Origin of the sequence: Alistipes shahii WAL 8301, assembly GCF_025145845.1 — a bacterium.
Classification (GTDB): domain Bacteria; phylum Bacteroidota; class Bacteroidia; order Bacteroidales; family Rikenellaceae; genus Alistipes; species Alistipes shahii.
In genome coordinates, this window is the sequence record NZ_CP102253.1 from 3,645,749 (window position 1) to 3,663,034 (window position 17,286).

18 protein-coding genes and 1 riboswitch are annotated in these 17,286 nt (G+C 52.5%); of the genes, 15 read left to right on the forward strand and 3 right to left on the reverse strand.

Features of this window, described 5'->3' with window-relative positions; translation table 11 throughout:
* Positions 1–95 precede the first annotated feature (95 nt).
* The 3 genes from nrdD (at position 96) to NQ492_RS15450 (ending at position 3,375) form a co-directional block, all read left to right on the forward strand.
* Entirely contained in the window at positions 96–2,189 is a 2,094-nt protein-coding gene (gene nrdD / locus NQ492_RS15440) for an anaerobic ribonucleoside-triphosphate reductase (protein ID WP_015546145.1), read from the forward strand.
* Position 2,190: 1 nt separating this feature from the next.
* A complete protein-coding gene (gene nrdG, locus NQ492_RS15445) occupies positions 2,191–2,661 on the forward strand; it encodes an anaerobic ribonucleoside-triphosphate reductase activating protein (protein ID WP_015546146.1) in 471 nt (156 codons plus the stop codon).
* A 141-nt stretch (positions 2,662–2,802) separates the two neighbouring features.
* Positions 2,803–3,375, forward strand: a complete 573-nt coding sequence (locus tag NQ492_RS15450) for a DUF2284 domain-containing protein (RefSeq protein WP_022061711.1) — start codon at positions 2,803–2,805, stop codon at positions 3,373–3,375.
* 129 nt (positions 3,376–3,504) lie between these two features.
* On the opposite strand, the gene NQ492_RS15455 is transcribed toward NQ492_RS15450, so the two are convergent.
* The gene (locus NQ492_RS15455) at positions 3,505–3,870 is read right to left on the reverse strand and encodes a hypothetical protein (RefSeq protein WP_015546147.1); all 366 of its coding nucleotides are present in this window, start codon (positions 3,868–3,870) and stop codon (positions 3,505–3,507) included.
* A gap of 99 nt (positions 3,871–3,969) precedes the next feature.
* Entirely contained in the window at positions 3,970–5,652 is a 1,683-nt protein-coding gene (locus NQ492_RS15460) for a putative transporter (RefSeq protein ID WP_044053986.1), read from the reverse strand.
* Positions 5,653–5,789: 137 nt separating this feature from the next.
* Positions 5,790–5,986: riboswitch (cobalamin riboswitch) on the reverse strand.
* Positions 5,987–6,564: 578 nt separating this feature from the next.
* On the opposite strand from NQ492_RS15460, the gene NQ492_RS15465 reads away from it, so the two are divergent.
* The 10 genes from NQ492_RS15465 (at position 6,565) to NQ492_RS15510 (ending at position 13,758) form a co-directional block, all read left to right on the forward strand.
* Entirely contained in the window at positions 6,565–7,455 is an 891-nt protein-coding gene (locus NQ492_RS15465; protein WP_157359444.1) for a hypothetical protein, read from the forward strand.
* Positions 7,449–8,987 (forward strand): phosphoethanolamine--lipid A transferase EptA, encoded by a 1,539-nt coding sequence (eptA, locus tag NQ492_RS15470; protein ID WP_015546148.1) that lies wholly within the window; start codon positions 7,449–7,451, stop codon positions 8,985–8,987. Before NQ492_RS15465 ends, eptA begins: the two co-directional genes overlap by 7 nt.
* A 306-nt stretch (positions 8,988–9,293) precedes the next feature.
* Positions 9,294–10,466: a site-specific integrase gene (locus tag NQ492_RS15475; RefSeq protein ID WP_015546149.1), complete on the forward strand. Its 1,173-nt coding sequence runs from the start codon at positions 9,294–9,296 to the stop codon at positions 10,464–10,466.
* Positions 10,467–10,489: 23 nt separating this feature from the next.
* Complete coding sequence (locus tag NQ492_RS15480; RefSeq protein ID WP_015546150.1) at positions 10,490–10,867, forward strand: hypothetical protein; 378 nt, start codon at positions 10,490–10,492, stop codon at positions 10,865–10,867.
* 134 nt (positions 10,868–11,001) lie between these two features.
* A complete protein-coding gene (locus NQ492_RS15485; RefSeq protein ID WP_083810164.1) occupies positions 11,002–11,211 on the forward strand; it encodes a helix-turn-helix domain-containing protein in 210 nt (69 codons plus the stop codon).
* Positions 11,212–11,498: 287 nt separating this feature from the next.
* The gene (locus tag NQ492_RS15490; protein ID WP_172633802.1) at positions 11,499–11,672 is read left to right on the forward strand and encodes a hypothetical protein; all 174 of its coding nucleotides are present in this window, start codon (positions 11,499–11,501) and stop codon (positions 11,670–11,672) included.
* Between the two features lie 36 nt (positions 11,673–11,708).
* Positions 11,709–11,855: a plasmid mobilization relaxosome protein MobC gene (gene mobC, locus NQ492_RS15495; protein ID WP_157359445.1), complete on the forward strand. Its 147-nt coding sequence runs from the start codon at positions 11,709–11,711 to the stop codon at positions 11,853–11,855.
* Entirely contained in the window at positions 11,845–12,936 is a 1,092-nt protein-coding gene (locus NQ492_RS15500; protein WP_015546153.1) for a relaxase/mobilization nuclease domain-containing protein, read from the forward strand. Before mobC ends, NQ492_RS15500 begins: the two co-directional genes overlap by 11 nt.
* A 3-nt stretch (positions 12,937–12,939) precedes the next feature.
* On the forward strand, positions 12,940–13,455 hold the full coding sequence (locus NQ492_RS15505) for a hypothetical protein (protein ID WP_015546154.1): 516 nt from the start codon (positions 12,940–12,942) through the stop codon (positions 13,453–13,455).
* A gap of 93 nt (positions 13,456–13,548) precedes the next feature.
* Positions 13,549–13,758, forward strand: a complete 210-nt coding sequence (locus NQ492_RS15510; RefSeq protein WP_015546155.1) for a hypothetical protein — start codon at positions 13,549–13,551, stop codon at positions 13,756–13,758.
* A 72-nt stretch (positions 13,759–13,830) separates the two neighbouring features.
* On the opposite strand, the gene NQ492_RS15515 is transcribed toward NQ492_RS15510, so the two are convergent.
* Complete coding sequence (locus NQ492_RS15515) at positions 13,831–14,730, reverse strand: hypothetical protein (RefSeq protein ID WP_015546156.1); 900 nt, start codon at positions 14,728–14,730, stop codon at positions 13,831–13,833.
* Positions 14,731–15,188: 458 nt separating this feature from the next.
* Between NQ492_RS15515 and NQ492_RS15520 the strand changes: the two genes are divergently transcribed.
* Together NQ492_RS15520 and NQ492_RS15525 are read left to right on the forward strand one after the other, a co-directional pair.
* The gene (locus NQ492_RS15520) at positions 15,189–16,166 is read left to right on the forward strand and encodes an IS982 family transposase (RefSeq protein ID WP_044053989.1); all 978 of its coding nucleotides are present in this window, start codon (positions 15,189–15,191) and stop codon (positions 16,164–16,166) included.
* A gap of 35 nt (positions 16,167–16,201) precedes the next feature.
* Positions 16,202–17,005, forward strand: coding sequence for a DUF5677 domain-containing protein (locus NQ492_RS15525; protein ID WP_157359446.1), 804 nt, complete (start codon positions 16,202–16,204; stop codon positions 17,003–17,005).
* Positions 17,006–17,286: the final 281 nt, after the last annotated feature.

A 17,286-nucleotide genomic window follows, 5' to 3' on the forward strand; every position in this document is an offset into this window, starting at 1 on the left:
CATGTTTTTCGAGGGAATTCCGCCCTTTTCTGCGGCCGCAGCAGAAGAGAACGGGGTTTCGCACCGCACAGGCACACAACAAATATGGGATAAATATGGGCATTTCGGAAATTTACATCGTCAAACGCGACGGCAAACGGGCGCCGTTCTCGGTCGAAAAGATCAAACGCGCGATCAGCAAGGCGTTTCTCTCGGTGGGCGGCTACGCCACGGACGACGACCTCACGTCGGTGTTGAGCCGCGTCCGCGTCTCGGACGGCATGTCGGTCGAGGAGATTCAGAACCAGGTGGAGGTGGCCCTGATGGCCGAGCGTTATTTCGCCGTGGCCAAGAGCTACATGCTCTACCGCCAGAAGCACTCCGAGGACCGCGAAGACCGCGAGAAACTCGAATTCCTGATCAACTACTGCGACGCGAAGAACCCCGCGACGGGGTCGAAATACGACGCCAACGCCAACGTCGAGAACAAGAACATCGCCACGCTGATCGGCGAACTCCCGAAGCGGAACTTCATCCGCCTGAACCGCCGTCTGCTGACCGACCGCATCAAGGAGATGTACGGCAAGGAGCTGTCGGACAAATACCTGCGCCTGCTCAACGGCCACTTCATCTACAAGAACGACGAAACGTCGATGGCCAACTACTGCGCCTCGATCACGATGTACCCGTGGCTGCTGGGCGGCACGCTGTCGGTGGGCGGCAACTCGACGCGCCCGACCAACCTCAAGTCGTTCTGCGGCGGGTTCGTCAACATGGTCTTCATCGTCTCGTCGATGCTCTCGGGAGCCTGCGCGACGCCCGAATTCCTGATGTACATGAATTATTTCATCGAACAGGAGTACGGCGAGGATTACTACACGCGCGCCGACGAAGTGGTCGACCTCTCGAAGAAACGGCGCACGATCGACAAGATGATCACCGACTGCTTCGAGCAGATCGTCTACTCGATCAACCAGCCCACCGGGGCGCGGAATTTCCAGGCCGTGTTCTGGAACGTCGCCTACTACGACCGCTACTATTTCGAGTCGCTTTTCGGGGAATTCGTCTTCCCGGACGGCTCGAAACCCCATTGGGAGTCGCTGTCGTGGTTGCAGAAACGGTTTATGACGTGGTTCAACCGCGAACGCACGAAAACCGTGCTGACCTTCCCCGTCGAGACGATGGCGCTGCTGACCCGCGACGGCGACGTGATGGACCGCGAGTGGGGCGACTTCACGGCCGAAATGTACGCCGCGGGGCACTCGTTCTTCACCTACATCAGCGACAACGCCGACTCGCTGTCGTCGTGCTGCCGCCTGCGGAACGAGATCCGGGACAACGGGTTCAGCTACACGCTGGGCGCCGGAGGCGTCTCGACGGGTTCGAAGAGCGTGCTGACGATCAACCTAAACCGCTGCATCCAGTACGCCGTGAAGAACGGCATGCACTACCTCGCCCATCTGGAGGAGATAGTGGACCTGGTGCACAAGGTGCAGATAGCCTACAACGAGAACCTCAAGGAACTGAAGGCCAAGGGCATGCTGCCGCTCTTCGACGCGGGGTACATCAACCTCGCACGGCAGTATCTCACCGTCGGCGTCAACGGACTGGTCGAGGCTGCGGAATTCCTGGGCATCCGCATCGACGACAACGACGACTACGCCGCTTTCGTGCAGGAGGTATTGGGGCTGATCGAGCGTTACAACCGGAAATACCGCTCGAAGGAGGTGATGTTCAACTGCGAGATGATCCCGGCGGAAAACGTCGGCGTGAAGCACGCCAAGTGGGACCGCGAGGACGGATATGCCGTGCCGCGCGACTGCTACAACTCCTATTTCTACGTCGTGGAGGACGAGTCGCTGAACGTCATCGACAAGTTCCGCCTCCACGGACGCCGCTACATCGAGCATCTCACGGGCGGCTCGGCCCTGCACATGAACCTCGAGGAGCACCTCTCGAAGGAGCAGTACCGCCACCTGCTGCGCGTGGCGGCCGCCGAAGGATGCAACTACTTCACGTTCAACATCCCCAACACGGTGTGCAACAAGTGCGGGCACATCGACAAACGCTACCTGAAGGAGTGCCCCGCATGCCACTCGGACGACGTGGACTACCTGACGCGCGTGATCGGCTACATGAAGCGCGTTTCGAACTTCTCGGCGGCTCGCCAGCAGGAGGCCGCACGGCGTTATTACGCCAAGGCGGAGTAGGATGGTGCGGTATCACAATTTCGACGTGGTGTTCGCCGAGATTCCCGGCGAAACGACCCTGGCGCTCAACATCACGGGCTGTCCCAACCGCTGCCCGGGATGCCACAGCCCGCACTTGCAGGCGGACGAAGGGCGCGTGCTCGACGAGGCGGAACTGCTGGGGCTGCTGGCCCGTTACGGACGTTCGGTGACCTGCGTCGCATTCATGGGCGGCGACGCCGGGCCGCACAAGATCGCCCGGCTGGCAGGGACCGTACGGAAAACCTGCCCGGAGCTGCGCACGGCATGGTATTCGGGCCGGGAGGAGCTGCCGGAGGGTTTCGAGGCCGCGGCATTCGACTACGTCAAACTGGGCGGATGGGTCGAGGCGCTGGGTCCGCTGACGGCGCCGACGACCAACCAGCGGCTCTACCGGATCGAACCGGACGGGACGATGGAGGACATCACGAAGCTGTTCCGGCGCAAGCCGTGACGCGACGCCGTTTTGCCGGTGGGAGCCGGAAATTCAGAGATTAGTTTAGCGTTGTCTGCCATGCAACGACTTACGGCCGGCTCCCACGGCAAATGGTGCGAAAACCGCCCGGAACGGCGGTTTTTTTCATAACTTTGCCGCATGGATCATTCGTTTCGATACACCGCCCGGGATTTCACGGCGGAACTGCCCGCCGCAGCATACGTCGCCCGCTTCCGCGACGCCGAACGGGTGGGCGGCTATTGCCGGGAGTGCGGCAACTACGGCCGCAGCTGGGGATGCCCGCCGTTCGGGTTCGATATGGAGGAGTACGTCACGCGTTACGGCACGGCGCTGCTCGTCGCGACCAGAATCACGCCCGAGGAGCCGGGACTCCCGGTCTCCGAAGCGGGACGCCTGATCCTGCCCGAACGGCAGCGGCTCGAACGTCGGCTGCTGGAGATGGAACGGCAATACGGCGGACGCTCGTTCGCCTACGTCGGAACGTGCATTCACTGTCCCGAGGGGAGTTGCACGCGCCCCGAAGGCAGGCCCTGCCGCCATCCGGAACTGGTGCGGCCGTCGCTCGAAGCCTGCGGATTCGACGTGGCACGCACGGCCTCCGAACTGTTCGGAATCGAGATGAAGTGGGGCAGCGGAGGCCGCATGCCCGAGTACCTGACGCTCGTATGCGGATTTTTCCACGACGCGGAATCGGTCGTATGGAACGGATAAGGGCGGTTTTCAACCGGAACGCGGCGGCAAGGATTCGGCTCACGCGCCGCTGCGGCCGTCCGGTCGGGCGCATACGAGATCGTCGCGCTGCTGACGACCGTCGGCACCGGCAAGGAGCCTGACGCGCGGTCAGACGTTGAGCTGGTTGCCCTCGGCAAACAGGGAGTCGAGGATCAGGCGCAGTTCGGAGAGAAGCTCCTCCTCGTCCAACCCGCCGTTCAGGGAGAAGAATTTTCCCGGAGGCGTGCAGTACTGCACCGTCGAGGCGGCCTCGCAGGACTCGATGCCGCAGATGATGACCGCATCGACGTCGTCCTCGTGGCGCAGCATGGCGTTGTAGAACGCCAGCAGGTAGCGCGGAGTGCTTATCGGCGGAACGAGCACCATCGTTCCCGAGGCGTCGAACTTGTCGGGTGAGTTGATCAGCTTCAGGCCGTACTGGCCTGCGATCCGGCCGGCGGTCTTCGCCGGAACTCCATACAGCACGATATTCATAAGCGTTCGTCTTTGGAAAAAGGCGCGGCCGGCTTGCTGATCGCGTCCGACCCCGTTATGGCGGCAACGTGTCCGTTTCCTTGCCGCTCCTTTTCCGGTTTAACCGAATATCAGTATCAAAAGCTGTGCCGCCAGCACCCGCAGAAACATCGACAGCGGGTAGACCGTCGCGTAACCGACCGACGGAGCGTCGGACGAGGTCTGTTCGGCCGAATAGGCCAGCGCAGGCGGGTTGGTCGAGGCCCCCGAAAGAACGCCGATCAGCGTATAATAGTTGAGTTTGTAGTAGAAGCGTCCGAAAATGCCCGCCAGCAGGAGCGGCACGACGGTGATCACGGCTCCGTAGGCGATCCAGACATATCCGCCCGCCGCGAGCGTCGGCACGAACTCCTCGCCCGCGCCCAATCCCACGCCCGCCAGGAAGAGCGAGATGCCCACCTCGCGCAGCATCAGGTTGGCCGACATCGTCGTATAGGTGACCAGTTTGTAGTGCGGCCCGTAGCGGCCGATCAGGATGGCCACGATCAGCGGACCTCCGGCAAGACCCAGTTTCACGGGCTGCGGGATGCCCGGAATCCAGAACGAAATGCTGCCCAGCAGAACGCCCAGCGCGATGCCGGTGAAAATGGGGATCAGGTTGGGGTGGTTGAGCCGCTTGAGCGAGTTGCCGAAAAGCCGCTCGGCATGGGCCACCGACAATTCGGGCCCCACGACCGTCACCCGGTCGCCGATCTGCAATTGCAGGTTTCCGGAGGCCACCAGGTCGATGCCCGAACGGTTGATGCGCGTGATCGTGACGCCGCACGTGGAACGGACCCGCAGTTCGGAGAGGGTCTTGCCGTTCAGCTCGGGCTTGGTGATCAGGATGCGCCGCGAAATCATCGCCTTGTCATGGACCATCGGCTCGGCGTCGACCTCCCGCCCGAGCAGGGCCACCAGCGCCTCGACGTCCCGGGGCGCGGCGATCAGCAGGATGCGGTCGCCGCAATGAAGCGCCGTCGAAGCGTCGGCCAGTTCGGGGCTTCCGCCGCCGCGGCTGATGCGCGAAATGACGAAATCCCGCAGCGCAAGGTCCCGGATCTCGGCGACGGTCTTGCCGTTGACGGCGGCATTGACGATCTCGACGGAAAGACGCCGGGTCGTCAGGTCTTTCTGCGCGTCCGAATCCTGCCCGGCGGCGGCCTCTTCGCGTTTCACGTCGATGCGCAGCAGGTAGCGAAGCCCGATCAGCGTGAGGATGGCTCCCACGACGCCCAGCGGGTAGGCCACGGCGTAACCCGTGGCGATGTCCGGGGCATCGGCTCCGGCGTGCATGTCGCTGAAAGCCTGCTGTGCGGCGCCCAGTCCGGGCGTGTTGGTCACGGCGCCCGACATCACGCCGACCATCGTCGTCATGGACAAGCCCGTGATGTAATAGAGCGCCACCGTCGTGGCGACACCCAGCGCCACCACCAGCACCGCCAGTTTGTTGAGCGTGACGCCGCCCTTGCGGAACGAGGAGAAAAATCCGGGCCCGACCTGCAAGCCGATCGAATAGACGAAAAGAATCAGTCCGAACTCCTTGAGAAAGTGCATCAGGTGTTCGTCGACGTTCATGCCGAAATAGCTGAAGGCGATGCCGACGAACAGAATGCCCGTCACGCCCAGCGACACGCCGGCGACCTTGAGTTTGCCCAGCATGACACCCAACGCCACGACCAGCGCCAGAATCAGCACCGAGTGGGCCACACCTCCGCCCCAAAGCGACTCGGAGCCAAATAACAATCGTTCGATTAATTCCATATCCAATCCTCATCCGGTCGGCTTCCGTCCGGGAAAAATCCCGCCTGCCGAAAGGCGCAGCACCCGGCGGCAAAGTCCGACATAAAACAATAAGCATTACATAACCCGATGTCAAATACCCATCCCCCGGGGCTTCCTGACGTCGAATCGGCCTGGCAGGTCTTCTGACTTGCTCCTGTTCCGAAGCCTTCCCGGTCCTTGCGGACCAGTGGCGAGATGTTCGGAGCCTTCACGGAGTTTCACAGCAGCGGGACTGTCCGGGATTTGCACCCGATTCCCTTTTCACCCTTCTTCCACGCCCGGGAAGGAGAGCACCAAACCTGCGGCAAAGATAACGCTTCTTTCCGAGAAACCGCCCGAAATCGCGGATTATTTTCACCAACCGCAGCCAGAAAGCGCCGGAAAGGATCCCATTCCGGCTTGCGCTTCCACCCGCAAAAACATCCCCAATATTACTTTAATGTACCAAATCCGAATTCAGTCGTTTCTACACATCTATTTTCCCTTTTGCTCTTGCCGCATTTTTGTTAACTTTGCAGCAATTATCTTCAGCCATTAATTTATGGGAAACGCATTGCATCCAAATGAACGAACTTTGATTTACATGCTGCGAAAAATATCGGTCGCATTGGGCAAAACCATCGTCTCGCTCATACTGATCGCCTTGCTGGCAATCTTTGTGACAAGCGTAAGCCCCGTATATGATTTCAGTGAGGCTAAACCCTTCAGCGGCCCCGACATTTTTAACCCATACCGGGGGGGGAATCCGACATATGCTGGAAACGAGCCAATTTTCATACGCATACGCGCGTAAAGGGCATCCTGAACGAGTGCGAATATTGGCCGGCCGAAACCGATGAAGCCTACCGGAAATTCGGATATGACATCGTAACATTCTCGAATCACAATGAATTGACCCTACATCCATACGATTCCCTGTTGCAGGTCAATGTCTACGAACACGGTATCAACCTATTCAAATACCATAAGCTGGTATTCGGTTGCGACGAAGTCAACCGCTTCGATCATTTGATCCCGCTTTTCGCTTCCCAAAAACAATTCCAGTTAGACCTGCTCGGAAAGGAGTCCGATTTCATCCAGATGAATCACCCCTTGAGAACGACGGGCACGTCGAAAAGCCTCATGCAGAAACTCGGCGGTTACAGGATCATGGAACTCGACAGCGGAAAGAGCACCGAAAACGAGTACTGGGACTGGGCGTTGAGCGCCGGGCATTACAGTTTCGGACTGGCCAACGACGACCTGCACTATCCTGATAAGTCCAGTCGTATCGCCGTAAGGTGCAATTTCCTGCATTGTCCGTCGGCGAGGTATGAAGACATAAAGGAAACGCTTCTCGGAGGGTGCTATTATGCGATGCGCATTCCCGACTACGGACATGGGGACTGGGAGGTGAAATACGCCAGAAACAGGAATCTGCCGTCGGTCGAGAAGATCGGACTCGACGGCGAAACGATCTACATCGCCTTGTCGCGCCAGGCGGACAGTATCAAGGTGACGGGGCAGGATCACACCACTCTGTCGCTGGCCCGGAACTCGTCCGCGGCCAGCTATACCATGAGGGACAATGACCCCTACGCACGTATTACGGCCTACTTTCCCGACGGAGAGGTGATCTACACCAATCCGTTCGCACGATACGACGCTTCCGTGGCACAAACTCCCTATATGGCTCCGGCGCATACGGTAAACATCCCGTTGACGATTCTTTTCAACTTTACGCTTCTTGTCCTATGCGCGGGAGTGATCCTTACATTTTATAAAACAGTTATCAAATGGTAAAATTTCTGAAAGAAAAGACTGACCTCACCCGCATATCTTCGGTACTCAGCCTGTTTACGCTCGTGGCGTTCCACTGGCCGTTCTTCCGGCTGGTGCTCGGCAACATCGAAGGGGGCTTCAACGGCGTATTGATCACCGGAGGGCTGGGCGTGCTGATGTTCGCGCTCAATTTTCTCGTCTATTACCTCGTGCTCTTTCTCGGGCGCTTCGTCGGAAAGTGCATCCTTGCCTTCACATTCATAGGCAATGCCATAAGCCTCTATTTCATAAACACATACCAGGTGCTCATCACGGACAAGATGATGGGGAACGTATTCAACACCCGGTATTCGGAGGCTTCCGGATTCTTTTCATGGTCTGCCGTATGGTATCTCCTCTTCCTGGGCGTGGTTCCATGCATCTACATTTTTGCAAGGCGGTTCGACTACGGAAGCTGGAAGCGTTTTTTCGCCCGCACGGGCATCGCATTGGCGGTTTCTTTGGCCATCGCGCTGGTCAATATGCAGAACTGGCCGTGGATCGACCGCAACGCGCCCAAGCTCGGCAGCCTGGTCATGCCGTGGTCGTATACGGTCAATTCCGTACGCTACTATAATTCCGTAAAGAAGCAGAACCGGAAAGAGATTCCCCTGCCCGACGCGAAGATCGTTTCCGACGGCAAGGATGTATGCGTGCTGATAATAGGAGAATCCGCCAGAAGGGAGAATTTCTCTTTATACGGATACGGCAAGCCGACCAATCCGCTTCTGGAGAAAGACAGCGTGACCGCACTGATTGCAGATGCGGCCGCGACCTATACCACGGCAGGCGTGAAGGCCATTCTCGACCATAAGCCTTCCAACAAACTTTACGAAATCCTTCCGAACTATCTCAACCGCAACGGCGTGGATGTGGTATGGCGCAGCAACAATTGGGGAGAGCCTCCCGTACACATCGACAAATACTACAAGCCGAAAGAGCTCAAGGAGCGGAATCCCGAAGCCGACGACAGGTACGACGGCATTCTGCTCGCAGGCCTCCGCGAAGAGATACTCTCCGGCAGCAAGGACAAGATGCTCTTCGTACTCCATACCAGCACGAGCCACGGCCCCACGTACTATAAGAAATACCCGCCGGAGTTCGAGGTGTTCAGTCCCGTATGCACTACGGTGGAGATGTCCAAAGCGGATCCGAAGGAGCTGATGAATGCCTACGACAACACCATCGTCTACACGGATTATCTCATTCATTCCGTAATAGAAATTCTTCGCGGGATTCCCCAAAGGCGCAGTTGCGTGATCTTCGTATCCGACCACGGAGAGTCCCTCGGCGAGGGGAATCTGTATATGCACGGCGTGCCCATACTTGTCGCGCCGAAGGAACAGATCGAGATTCCGTTCATCGTGTGGACATCGGATGAAGCGCTGGAAATAGATCCGGAGAAAAAGGTCGGGCAGTATCATGTCTTTCACAGCGTCCTGTCATTCCTCGGGATCGACAGCCCGATCTATGACGAATCATTGGATATATTCCAGCCTCCTCACAAAAGATAACCCACCCAAGAGCATATTTTCACATGCGGGAACAATCAAAAAATCGCTTAACTTGTCATAACCAACAAATTAAGCGATTTTTCCTGTACCCGGAGCCGATACACAACCTATACAATATCATCCAATCAAAAGAATATAAAATACTTATTATTAATATTTTATAAATATTTACAACTCTGCCATTTGTGCTTATTTTGAGTATTTTTTGCTATTTTTTACACCTTTATTACACCCTGAATTAGAAAATAATTGTATATATTTACACCATAATATCAGGAAGATACAAAACTACTAATTTCCGGGATTATGGCAAAGTTGCAAGCAAAAACCAAAGAAAATCCAAAATTGATGCAAAAAACGCTGGCCGACGGTCGGCAAAGTTTGTATCTGGAGTATTACATGGGCTACAACAAGGTGATCGACGAGGTGACGGGTAAAGAGCATATCAAGCACATCCGCTCGAAAGAATACTTGGGGCTTTACCTGCTGCCGAATCCCCGCACCCCGGAAGAACGGCAGAAGAACAAGGAAACGTTAGCTCTCGCCGCAGAAATCCGCATCGACAAAGAAAAGGTATTGGTTGCCCGTCGATATGACAAGGCCGCACCCGTCAAGCAGAAGATCAACTTTCTGGAGTTCTTCGATGCCTATGTAAAGAACTACAAGAAGAAAGATATTCGGATGATGGAAGGCTGTCTGCGACGGTTCCGGGGATTTCTTGCGGAATCCTATCCGAGTATGCAGACCAATATCAAGCCGGATCAGATGACCAAGGAGATGATGATCAAATTCGTGGACTATCTGCAACAGCACTCTTTCGGCGAGGGTGCAAGGGGATTTTTCCAACGGTTCAAAAAGGTTATCAAATATGCCATAGACCAAGACATTCTGCTAAAGAATCCTTGTACAGGCGTTCCGTGCGTTGTCGATGATACTGCTTTGCGAAAGGACGTGTTGAGCCTTGAGGAGATTGCACAACTCGCAAATACCCCTTATCAAAATATGGATGTACGCCGGGCATTTCTATTCTGCCTGTACGCGGGATTAAGGTATTGCGATGTGGTCGATCTGAAATACAGCAACGTCGATTATGCCAACAAGACGATCCGGTTTGACCAAAACAAAACCACCGGGCACTCGACACATTCGATTGTCACGATACCATTAAGCAATACGCTATTAAAGTTGATCGGCGAACGCCCGGAGAAAGACGGCCCCATCTTCACACTGCCGAGCCACACCGGATGCCTGAAAGCCCTGCGGATATGGGTTGCCCGTGCAGGAATTGAAAAGCACATCACATGGCATTGCGCCCGCCACAGCTTTGCCGTGAATCTACTCGGCGAGTGTCACACCGATATTAAGACTGTCGCGTCCCTGCTTGGCCACAGCGGATTAAAGCACACGGAGAAATACACCCGCGCCGTCGATTCGCTCAAAGAAAAAGCCGTTAATGCCTTGCCGGAATTGGTGATCTGAAAATAAAGTGCTACTTTTAAGGTATGGGAACCTTTCTGGCATCACTTAACCATAAACAGCTAACTGCTTTGACCGAGCTGTTCAACGGCCAACGTGTATTCCAGCCAGAAGTCGATACAAATACGGTCGCCGCCTTGTTCATGTGCAGGCTCAAAGAACCGTTGGTCGTTTGCAATACCCGTACCCTCTGTTACATTTTCCACATCTTGGGCGAAGAGCAGTTAATTACTCCTATTTGGCAAGCCGTAGCAGCAAAGCATAAGTGCTTCGTATCGCTCAACGGCAAGCCCATAAGCCGCAACACGCTCTCAAGTGCAAAGTATTGCGCAATCAATTCCGACTCTCCCTACAGAGCCTACCTTATCAAAAGCTACATCGGCATTCTAAAAAACACCCAATAGCCCTTACAGCATCCCCGCAAGGACTCTTTATCCAGCCAAGAGTGAGCGAGAGTGAGCATATGAGAACAATCCGCCTCAATCACCCTTATATTTGCCGCTGATAATTTATTCCATGTCTAACTAAAAAACTACTTATGGAACATGAAATCAGTATGGAGCAGCGGCTAAACCGCATCGAGCAGTTGCTCGCAGGGCAGAAAAATGTCCTCACTTTCGACGAGGCTTGCACTTACACCGGGATTTCCCGGACGTACATGTACAAGCTCACCTGCGGGAGCCGTATTCCGCATTACAAACCCAACGGCAAAAACATCTATTTCGACCGGGCGGAGTTGGAGCGCTGACTGCTCCAGAACCGAATCAAGCCTGCCACAGAGATCAAGCAGGACGCAGCCAATTACGTAGTAAATTCCAAAACCTAAAGACGGGATCAGCAACTATCGCCGACCTCGCCCTACGAGATTATGCGGATCTCTTCGGGCGAAGGTCGGCGAATCTTTCCAACGGCCCACGCTCCCCATCAAGCAACAATAAAGTAGGGTGGCAAGTTTGTGTTTTCGTAAACGAAAACGGGGCTTGCTCCCGCTGGTCGGCGCGTCATCCCGTTGGTCTAATCATTAAAATTGAAACTATGAAACGTGAATTGAACAAGGGCGGCCGCCCCTTATTGAAACCTGCGGCCAGACAAGGTTACATCGTCAGCGCAAGGCTCGACAGCGAACACTATTTCCGGCTGAAGAAGTTAGCCCGCACATCGGGCTGCCGTCCGTCCGAGATTATCCGGCAGCTTATCGGGCGTGGGTGAGTGCGTGAGCGGATGCGTCCGGAACATCTGAATTATATGGCGCAGTTGAAAGGCATTGCCCGCAACCTGAATCAACTCACTCGCTCGGCCAATGCCGGCGGGTTTGCGGCAGAGGTTGCGCCCCATGCGGCGATCATTACCCAGATCGAGGACTTTCTAAAACAGTTGCGCCATGATCGGTAAGATTATCGCCGGATCGTCGTTCGGTGCAACGGTCAGCTATGTAATGAAAGAGCAGTCGCGGATATTGGGTTTTGAGGGTATTGAGCCGCCGGGCGTGCAGGATATGGTACGCGATTTCAAAGACCAGACGCTATTGAATCCCCGGATCAAAAACGCAGTCGGACATATATCGTTACCCTTCTCTCCGAAAGATGCTGACCGACTGACCGACCCGGCTATGGCGCAGATTGCACGGGAGTATATGGAGCGCATGGGGATTCGGAACACACTGTTTCTAATCGTCCGGCACATGGATCAGGCGCATCCGCATTGTCATATCGTCTACAACCGGGTCGGAAACGACGGGCAGACCATATCGGACAAGAATATCAAAATCCGGAACGGCAAGGTTTGCAAGGAGCTTACAGCCAAGTATGGTTTATACTATCCGAAAGGCAAAGAGCAGGTGCGGCGTGAACGGTTGCGCGAGCCGGACAAGACCAAGTACGCCATTTACGACGCTATCCGGAGTTGTCTGCCCAGATGCAAGTCATGGAGCGATCTGGAGAAACGATTGCAGGAACGAGGTATTACGACCACATTCAAGTATTGCGGGAATACCGACCGCAGGCAGGGCGTATTGTTTGGTATGAACGGCTACACCTTTTCCGGCTCGAAGATTGACCGGGCTTTCAGCTTCTCCAAGTTAGACCGTCATTTCTCGCAGGCACAGCGGATCGTTACTCCCATCTCACAGCCCCGTTATTCCGCGCAGGCGGTCGGGAATTTATCGGCAGCAGTTAGCCATTACCGTTCGGCGTTCGCCGGGTTGTTCGGCAGTCGCAGTAATTCGGGCGAATCCCTCGATTTGGGCGGCTTCGGCGTGGCGGGCGGTATAATTTTACCACCGGGCGGGTATTGCGGCTCAATCGCCCCGGAACAGATGCAGCGGAGGATCGGGGAATCCCACGAGGAACACATTGCCCGCATTACGGCCCTGATCCGGCAGGCGACCGAAGCGATGCTGATCGAACAGGCCGAGCGAAGCCGCAGAATCCGGGAACAACAAACTAAAAAACGTCAAATTAAAATACATCGTTAAAGTATGGCAGAGGAAAAAACCGTCGCATTGGATTGCGACCAATACGAAGATTTCAAGGAAGAATTTATCAAGGCTTTCAAGGCCGAGATTGCAAAGCTACAGAGCGGCGGCGACAATACAGCCCTGATGCAGCGGATCGACGAGATAGCCCGAGTGCAGAATCTTTCGGCGGAGCAGATCACCAATTTTATCAACCGCATCGGGCAGATCGACATTAAACCCGTGGTCGAGGTACAGCCGCCCGACATGACGGACGTAAACAGGGCTTTCGGAAAGATCAACGTCAGCACGGAGATACTCGCCGAAGCGATGAAGCGGATAAATGCCGAGGTAAAGGGTGCATTAAGCGACGAGAAGATCAAAAAGGCAGTACAGCTGTTCGTAAGCCGCGAGGTGGAGAAATACAAAGAGATATTAGACGGTCATTGGTCACGTATAAACAGTACGTTAGATCATTTGCTGCATCGGATTCCCTACAATTACGACATCAACAAACGGTTAGTTCGGGCGTGTGTATGACTGGCTCTGACTGCCGGGCTATCCGTTGTGGGAAATATTTGGCAGGCCGTGAACAATCGGCAATACCGCAAGAATGATTGGAAATACCGATATATGCAGGCTGTCTGGCACGGAGAAATGCAACTCATTACCGACCTCGACCGGGTGTTCGAACAAGGCGAGGATAAGAACATCGACGTGGTGAAAAGAGAGGTCAGGCAGTATGAAAAAGAGATCAAGAAACGCGGCGCGGCAGTCGTAAACCAAGAGCGGACAAAGGCCGAAAAAGAGAAAACGCAGAAAACAAAGGCCAAGAAAAAGTAGGATGACAGAAAAGGGGCTTGCGGGATCGTCAATGATCCTGCAAGTCCCCTTTTCGTTCGGATGATTGGCCGTTTATTGCCGTTCGCTCAATTCTTTATATAGCTCCAGCCGCAGGCCGCACAGGTTTTCGATAATCCCGCCCGCTTTGCGGACGCGCTCCATATGTATCTCCAACTTTTGCGGTGCGATGTCGAACCGAATGCCATAGGGAGCCTTCATCAGAAAACTCTTCAGACGCGGCAGCGTGAAGATGTTTTCGATATGGGTGTCGTCGAAAGCAAGCATCAACTTCGTGGAAAGCGTCCGCATCCGGTCGTGCATGATGACTGGATCGTGGCTGTCGAACTCCAGACCGTGATAGACGTAGTAAAGCGTGTGATAGAAATAGACCATTGCCTGCGCCGAGAACTGCGCGGCCAGACGCATATTACGGCTCTCGCTGAAAGCGTCCTGCGCCTGTTCAAGCAGTTCATTGCCCTGCGTTCGGAACGTGTCGAAATGGAATTTAGCGTCGGCATACGCCTTGGCGAAGTCGATCGGGTGCTTCGGACGCTGAAAATGGTAACTGTCGCTACAATACAGCAACTCGCCTTCGGCATGGGCAAAGAAGAGGAACGGCGTTGAGTTCGATTCGACATAGCTCAACGTCATGATGTAAAGATTGATGTAGGTAATCTTCCGGCAGCTATAGGGCACTTTGTAACGCAGGATGCGTTTGGTCTGAATCCAATCGTATTCCGGGGTTTCACGAACGACCATCAGCAGGTCATAAGCCATTGCGTCGCTGTGCGGCGTGCCGCCGACCAATTTACCGAACAATAGGATATATTCGGGATCGAAATAGCCGTCTGTCAGGCATTGGACGATCCGGGCGGCCTCGGCAGGATCGTAAAGTCGTTCGGCGGGCTGTTCGAGTTCGAGGGCTAAGCGTTGTGCAGGATTTTCCTGCACGGGATTTTGATTCGTTTCCATTTGATTGATTGTTAGAAATTTGACATAGTAAGGGCTGTCCTCATCGCAGCATTTCGGCAATAAAGAGAATAACAATTTGGTTAGCAATTATTTGCTAATCGGGCGGGTGGAAATGGAAACGAATAAAGAGATTGCACGGCGGGAACCGCCTGCGGCTGGCCTTACGGCGTGTCTGCGTCGGAACGCGGACGGGATACATGGTTCGCATAAATAAAAAAAGGATGCGCAGCTGCGAACCATATATCCCCCTTTTACAGGCTCAATAAAGTGCCGTTCGCGGGTCGCTAAACCCCAACGACTCTACGCATACCTTTTCTAATGCGGTTGCTTTATTGAGCACCGACAGTAAAAGTTGTAGAAATATATGATTCGCAGGAACAAAGATAAGAAAAATTCGATGTAATTTTGCAATTACTATATAACTTTTAACCCGTTGGTTGAATTAAAAAGTTAGTAAAATGACAAATGAAAGGTTGTGCATATTTCTGGTTTTTAGTAACTTAATAGCATCCAAACTATTGAGTTCAAACCGTCGTATGCACAACTTCATCGAAAAATTCACAAAAATCAACGACATCTGCAAGAAATTTGCAGGAAATCGTGTAAATGAACATGGCAATGTATCTCGCCGTGGAGTTATTCCCACCTTTTCTGATTTGGAAGTTATAGCTCTTTCTCTTACAGCCGAAGCATTCGGTTATGACAGCGAGAACAACCTCTTTAAGAGATTGGCTGAATCTCCCGAACATATCCCTAACCTTATATCCAGAAGACAGTTCAACGTCCGTCGCAAACTCACGGCTTGTCTTGCAGAAGACATCCGCAGGGATATTGCCAAGAGCATAGACGGTGGGGAAAATGTCTTTGTGATAGACTCCAAGCCTGTCAAAGTATGCCAGCTGGCACGAGCCAAGCGTTGCGTTATGGGAAATGATAATCCGCAAAGCGCACCTTCCAAAGGCTTTTGCGCCTCCCAACAAATGTATTACTATGGGTATAAGCTCCACGCTATCTGTGGAATAAGTGGTGTTATTCACTCTTATGATATAACGGCTGCAAATGTTCATGATATACATTATCTGGATGATGCAAAGTGGGATTATCACGACTGTCTTATGCTTGGAGATAAGGGGTATTTAAGTGCTGAGGTGCAACAAGACCTTTTCGAAACGGCTCATATCAAGCTTGAAGTCCCGTATCGCTTGAACCAAAAGAATTGGAGAAATCCTTCGTGGGCTTACAGGCGTTTCAGGAAGCGAATCGAAACCGTTTTCTCTCAACTTAACGACCAATTCATGATGGTACGCAATTATGCAAAGCAGACAGGCGGACTGTTTACACGTACTGCCGCAAAAATCGCTGCTATGACCGTGCTGCAATACATCAACTTCTGTAACCATTGTAAAATTGGTCTTGTTAAAGATGCTTTATTTTAATTCAACCAACGGGTAACTTTTAATAAAGTTTATCAATGGATACAACACTAATGTCAGAATACGTCGAATTGCATAAAAAAATCATAGAAAAACTATATAGATATGTGGAATATCATTATTTTGATGCAAATGATGCACCTCAATTACTCTCAAAAAATGACGCTGTTATTGCAGGGAATTTTGCCCGATTAATTAAACTAAATGTTTCAATATTGCAACATGTATGCGAATGCAAAGGTGAAATATTAATGATCTTATTAAGATGCTATATTGAAACATATGTCAATATTAAATATTTCATATCAACGGACAACACCGTCAAAGAAGCTTACATAAAGGATTCGTTATCCAACGAAGTAAAATTCTCAGAAACAATAAAAACAAATATAACCAATAGAGATGGAAATATTCTGGATATTGAAAAAAGGATGATAGATTCAATTAACAAGGCTTTCTCAATATCAGGTTATCAAGATAAAAAGGTTAGCCGCAATTATCAGTGGAAAAGCATTAAAGAGCGAGTTAAAATTGTTGTTAATGATAAAGATACATTTTACAATGGACTGATAGGTATGTCGAGTCACTCTATTCATGGTAAATGGCAAGATATTCTTAAATATAATCTATTTTTGAAAGAAAATGATAAATTTTCAATCAATATTGAATGGACATCCCCACAGCCACAACTTATGGATTGCGTTATTTGGGCGAATATTGATTTATTAGATGTAATCAAAGGAGCATCTGAAATTACAATAGATGAATATAAACAACAATTAATATCTCTTATCTCTCGTCACGAAGAATCTCTTAAAAATACTCACAACACATCGAAATAAATATTTTGTCATTTTTTACACCTTATTTACACCCCAACAAAAGCAAAATCCCTATTAATCAGCTGATTAATAGGGATTTTCCGTACCCGGAGCCGCATTTGAATATACTAAATTCTATTAAACCTAAATAGAAGTCAAAATAGATGACTTTGCATTTATTTTATTTATTATCAATAATATATAAATATTCAATCATTTTACCTGATAAATTCCAATTGAACATATTTTAGCAGATGTGGGGAAAATGTGGGGAATTTTTCGTATTTTTGCTCTGTCAATCC

Bases quoted from the DNA above. Each gene is read 5' to 3' on its own strand.
- NQ492_RS15500 (WP_015546153.1), top strand. From the start codon at position 11,845: ATGATCGGTAAGATTATCGCCGGATCGTCGTTCGGTGCAACGGTCAGC.
- NQ492_RS15525 (WP_157359446.1), top strand. From the start codon at position 16,202: ATGGATACAACACTAATGTCAGAATACGTCGAATTGCATAAAAAAATC.
- nrdG (WP_015546146.1), top strand. From the start codon at position 2,191: ATGGTGCGGTATCACAATTTCGACGTGGTGTTCGCCGAGATTCCCGGC.
- nrdD (WP_015546145.1), top strand. From the start codon at position 96: ATGGGCATTTCGGAAATTTACATCGTCAAACGCGACGGCAAACGGGCG.
- NQ492_RS15450 (WP_022061711.1), top strand. From the start codon at position 2,803: ATGGATCATTCGTTTCGATACACCGCCCGGGATTTCACGGCGGAACTG.
- NQ492_RS15480 (WP_015546150.1), top strand. From the start codon at position 10,490: ATGGGAACCTTTCTGGCATCACTTAACCATAAACAGCTAACTGCTTTG.
- NQ492_RS15460 (WP_044053986.1), bottom strand. From the start codon at position 5,652: ATGGAATTAATCGAACGATTGTTATTTGGCTCCGAGTCGCTTTGGGGC.
- NQ492_RS15490 (WP_172633802.1), top strand. From the start codon at position 11,499: ATGAAACGTGAATTGAACAAGGGCGGCCGCCCCTTATTGAAACCTGCG.
- NQ492_RS15510 (WP_015546155.1), top strand. From the start codon at position 13,549: ATGCAGGCTGTCTGGCACGGAGAAATGCAACTCATTACCGACCTCGAC.
- mobC (WP_157359445.1), top strand. From the start codon at position 11,709: ATGGCGCAGTTGAAAGGCATTGCCCGCAACCTGAATCAACTCACTCGC.
- NQ492_RS15520 (WP_044053989.1), top strand. From the start codon at position 15,189: ATGACAAATGAAAGGTTGTGCATATTTCTGGTTTTTAGTAACTTAATA.
- NQ492_RS15455 (WP_015546147.1), bottom strand. From the start codon at position 3,870: ATGAATATCGTGCTGTATGGAGTTCCGGCGAAGACCGCCGGCCGGATC.
- NQ492_RS15515 (WP_015546156.1), bottom strand. From the start codon at position 14,730: ATGGAAACGAATCAAAATCCCGTGCAGGAAAATCCTGCACAACGCTTA.
- eptA (WP_015546148.1), top strand. From the start codon at position 7,449: ATGGTAAAATTTCTGAAAGAAAAGACTGACCTCACCCGCATATCTTCG.
- NQ492_RS15505 (WP_015546154.1), top strand. From the start codon at position 12,940: ATGGCAGAGGAAAAAACCGTCGCATTGGATTGCGACCAATACGAAGAT.
- NQ492_RS15475 (WP_015546149.1), top strand. From the start codon at position 9,294: ATGGCAAAGTTGCAAGCAAAAACCAAAGAAAATCCAAAATTGATGCAA.
- NQ492_RS15485 (WP_083810164.1), top strand. From the start codon at position 11,002: ATGGAACATGAAATCAGTATGGAGCAGCGGCTAAACCGCATCGAGCAG.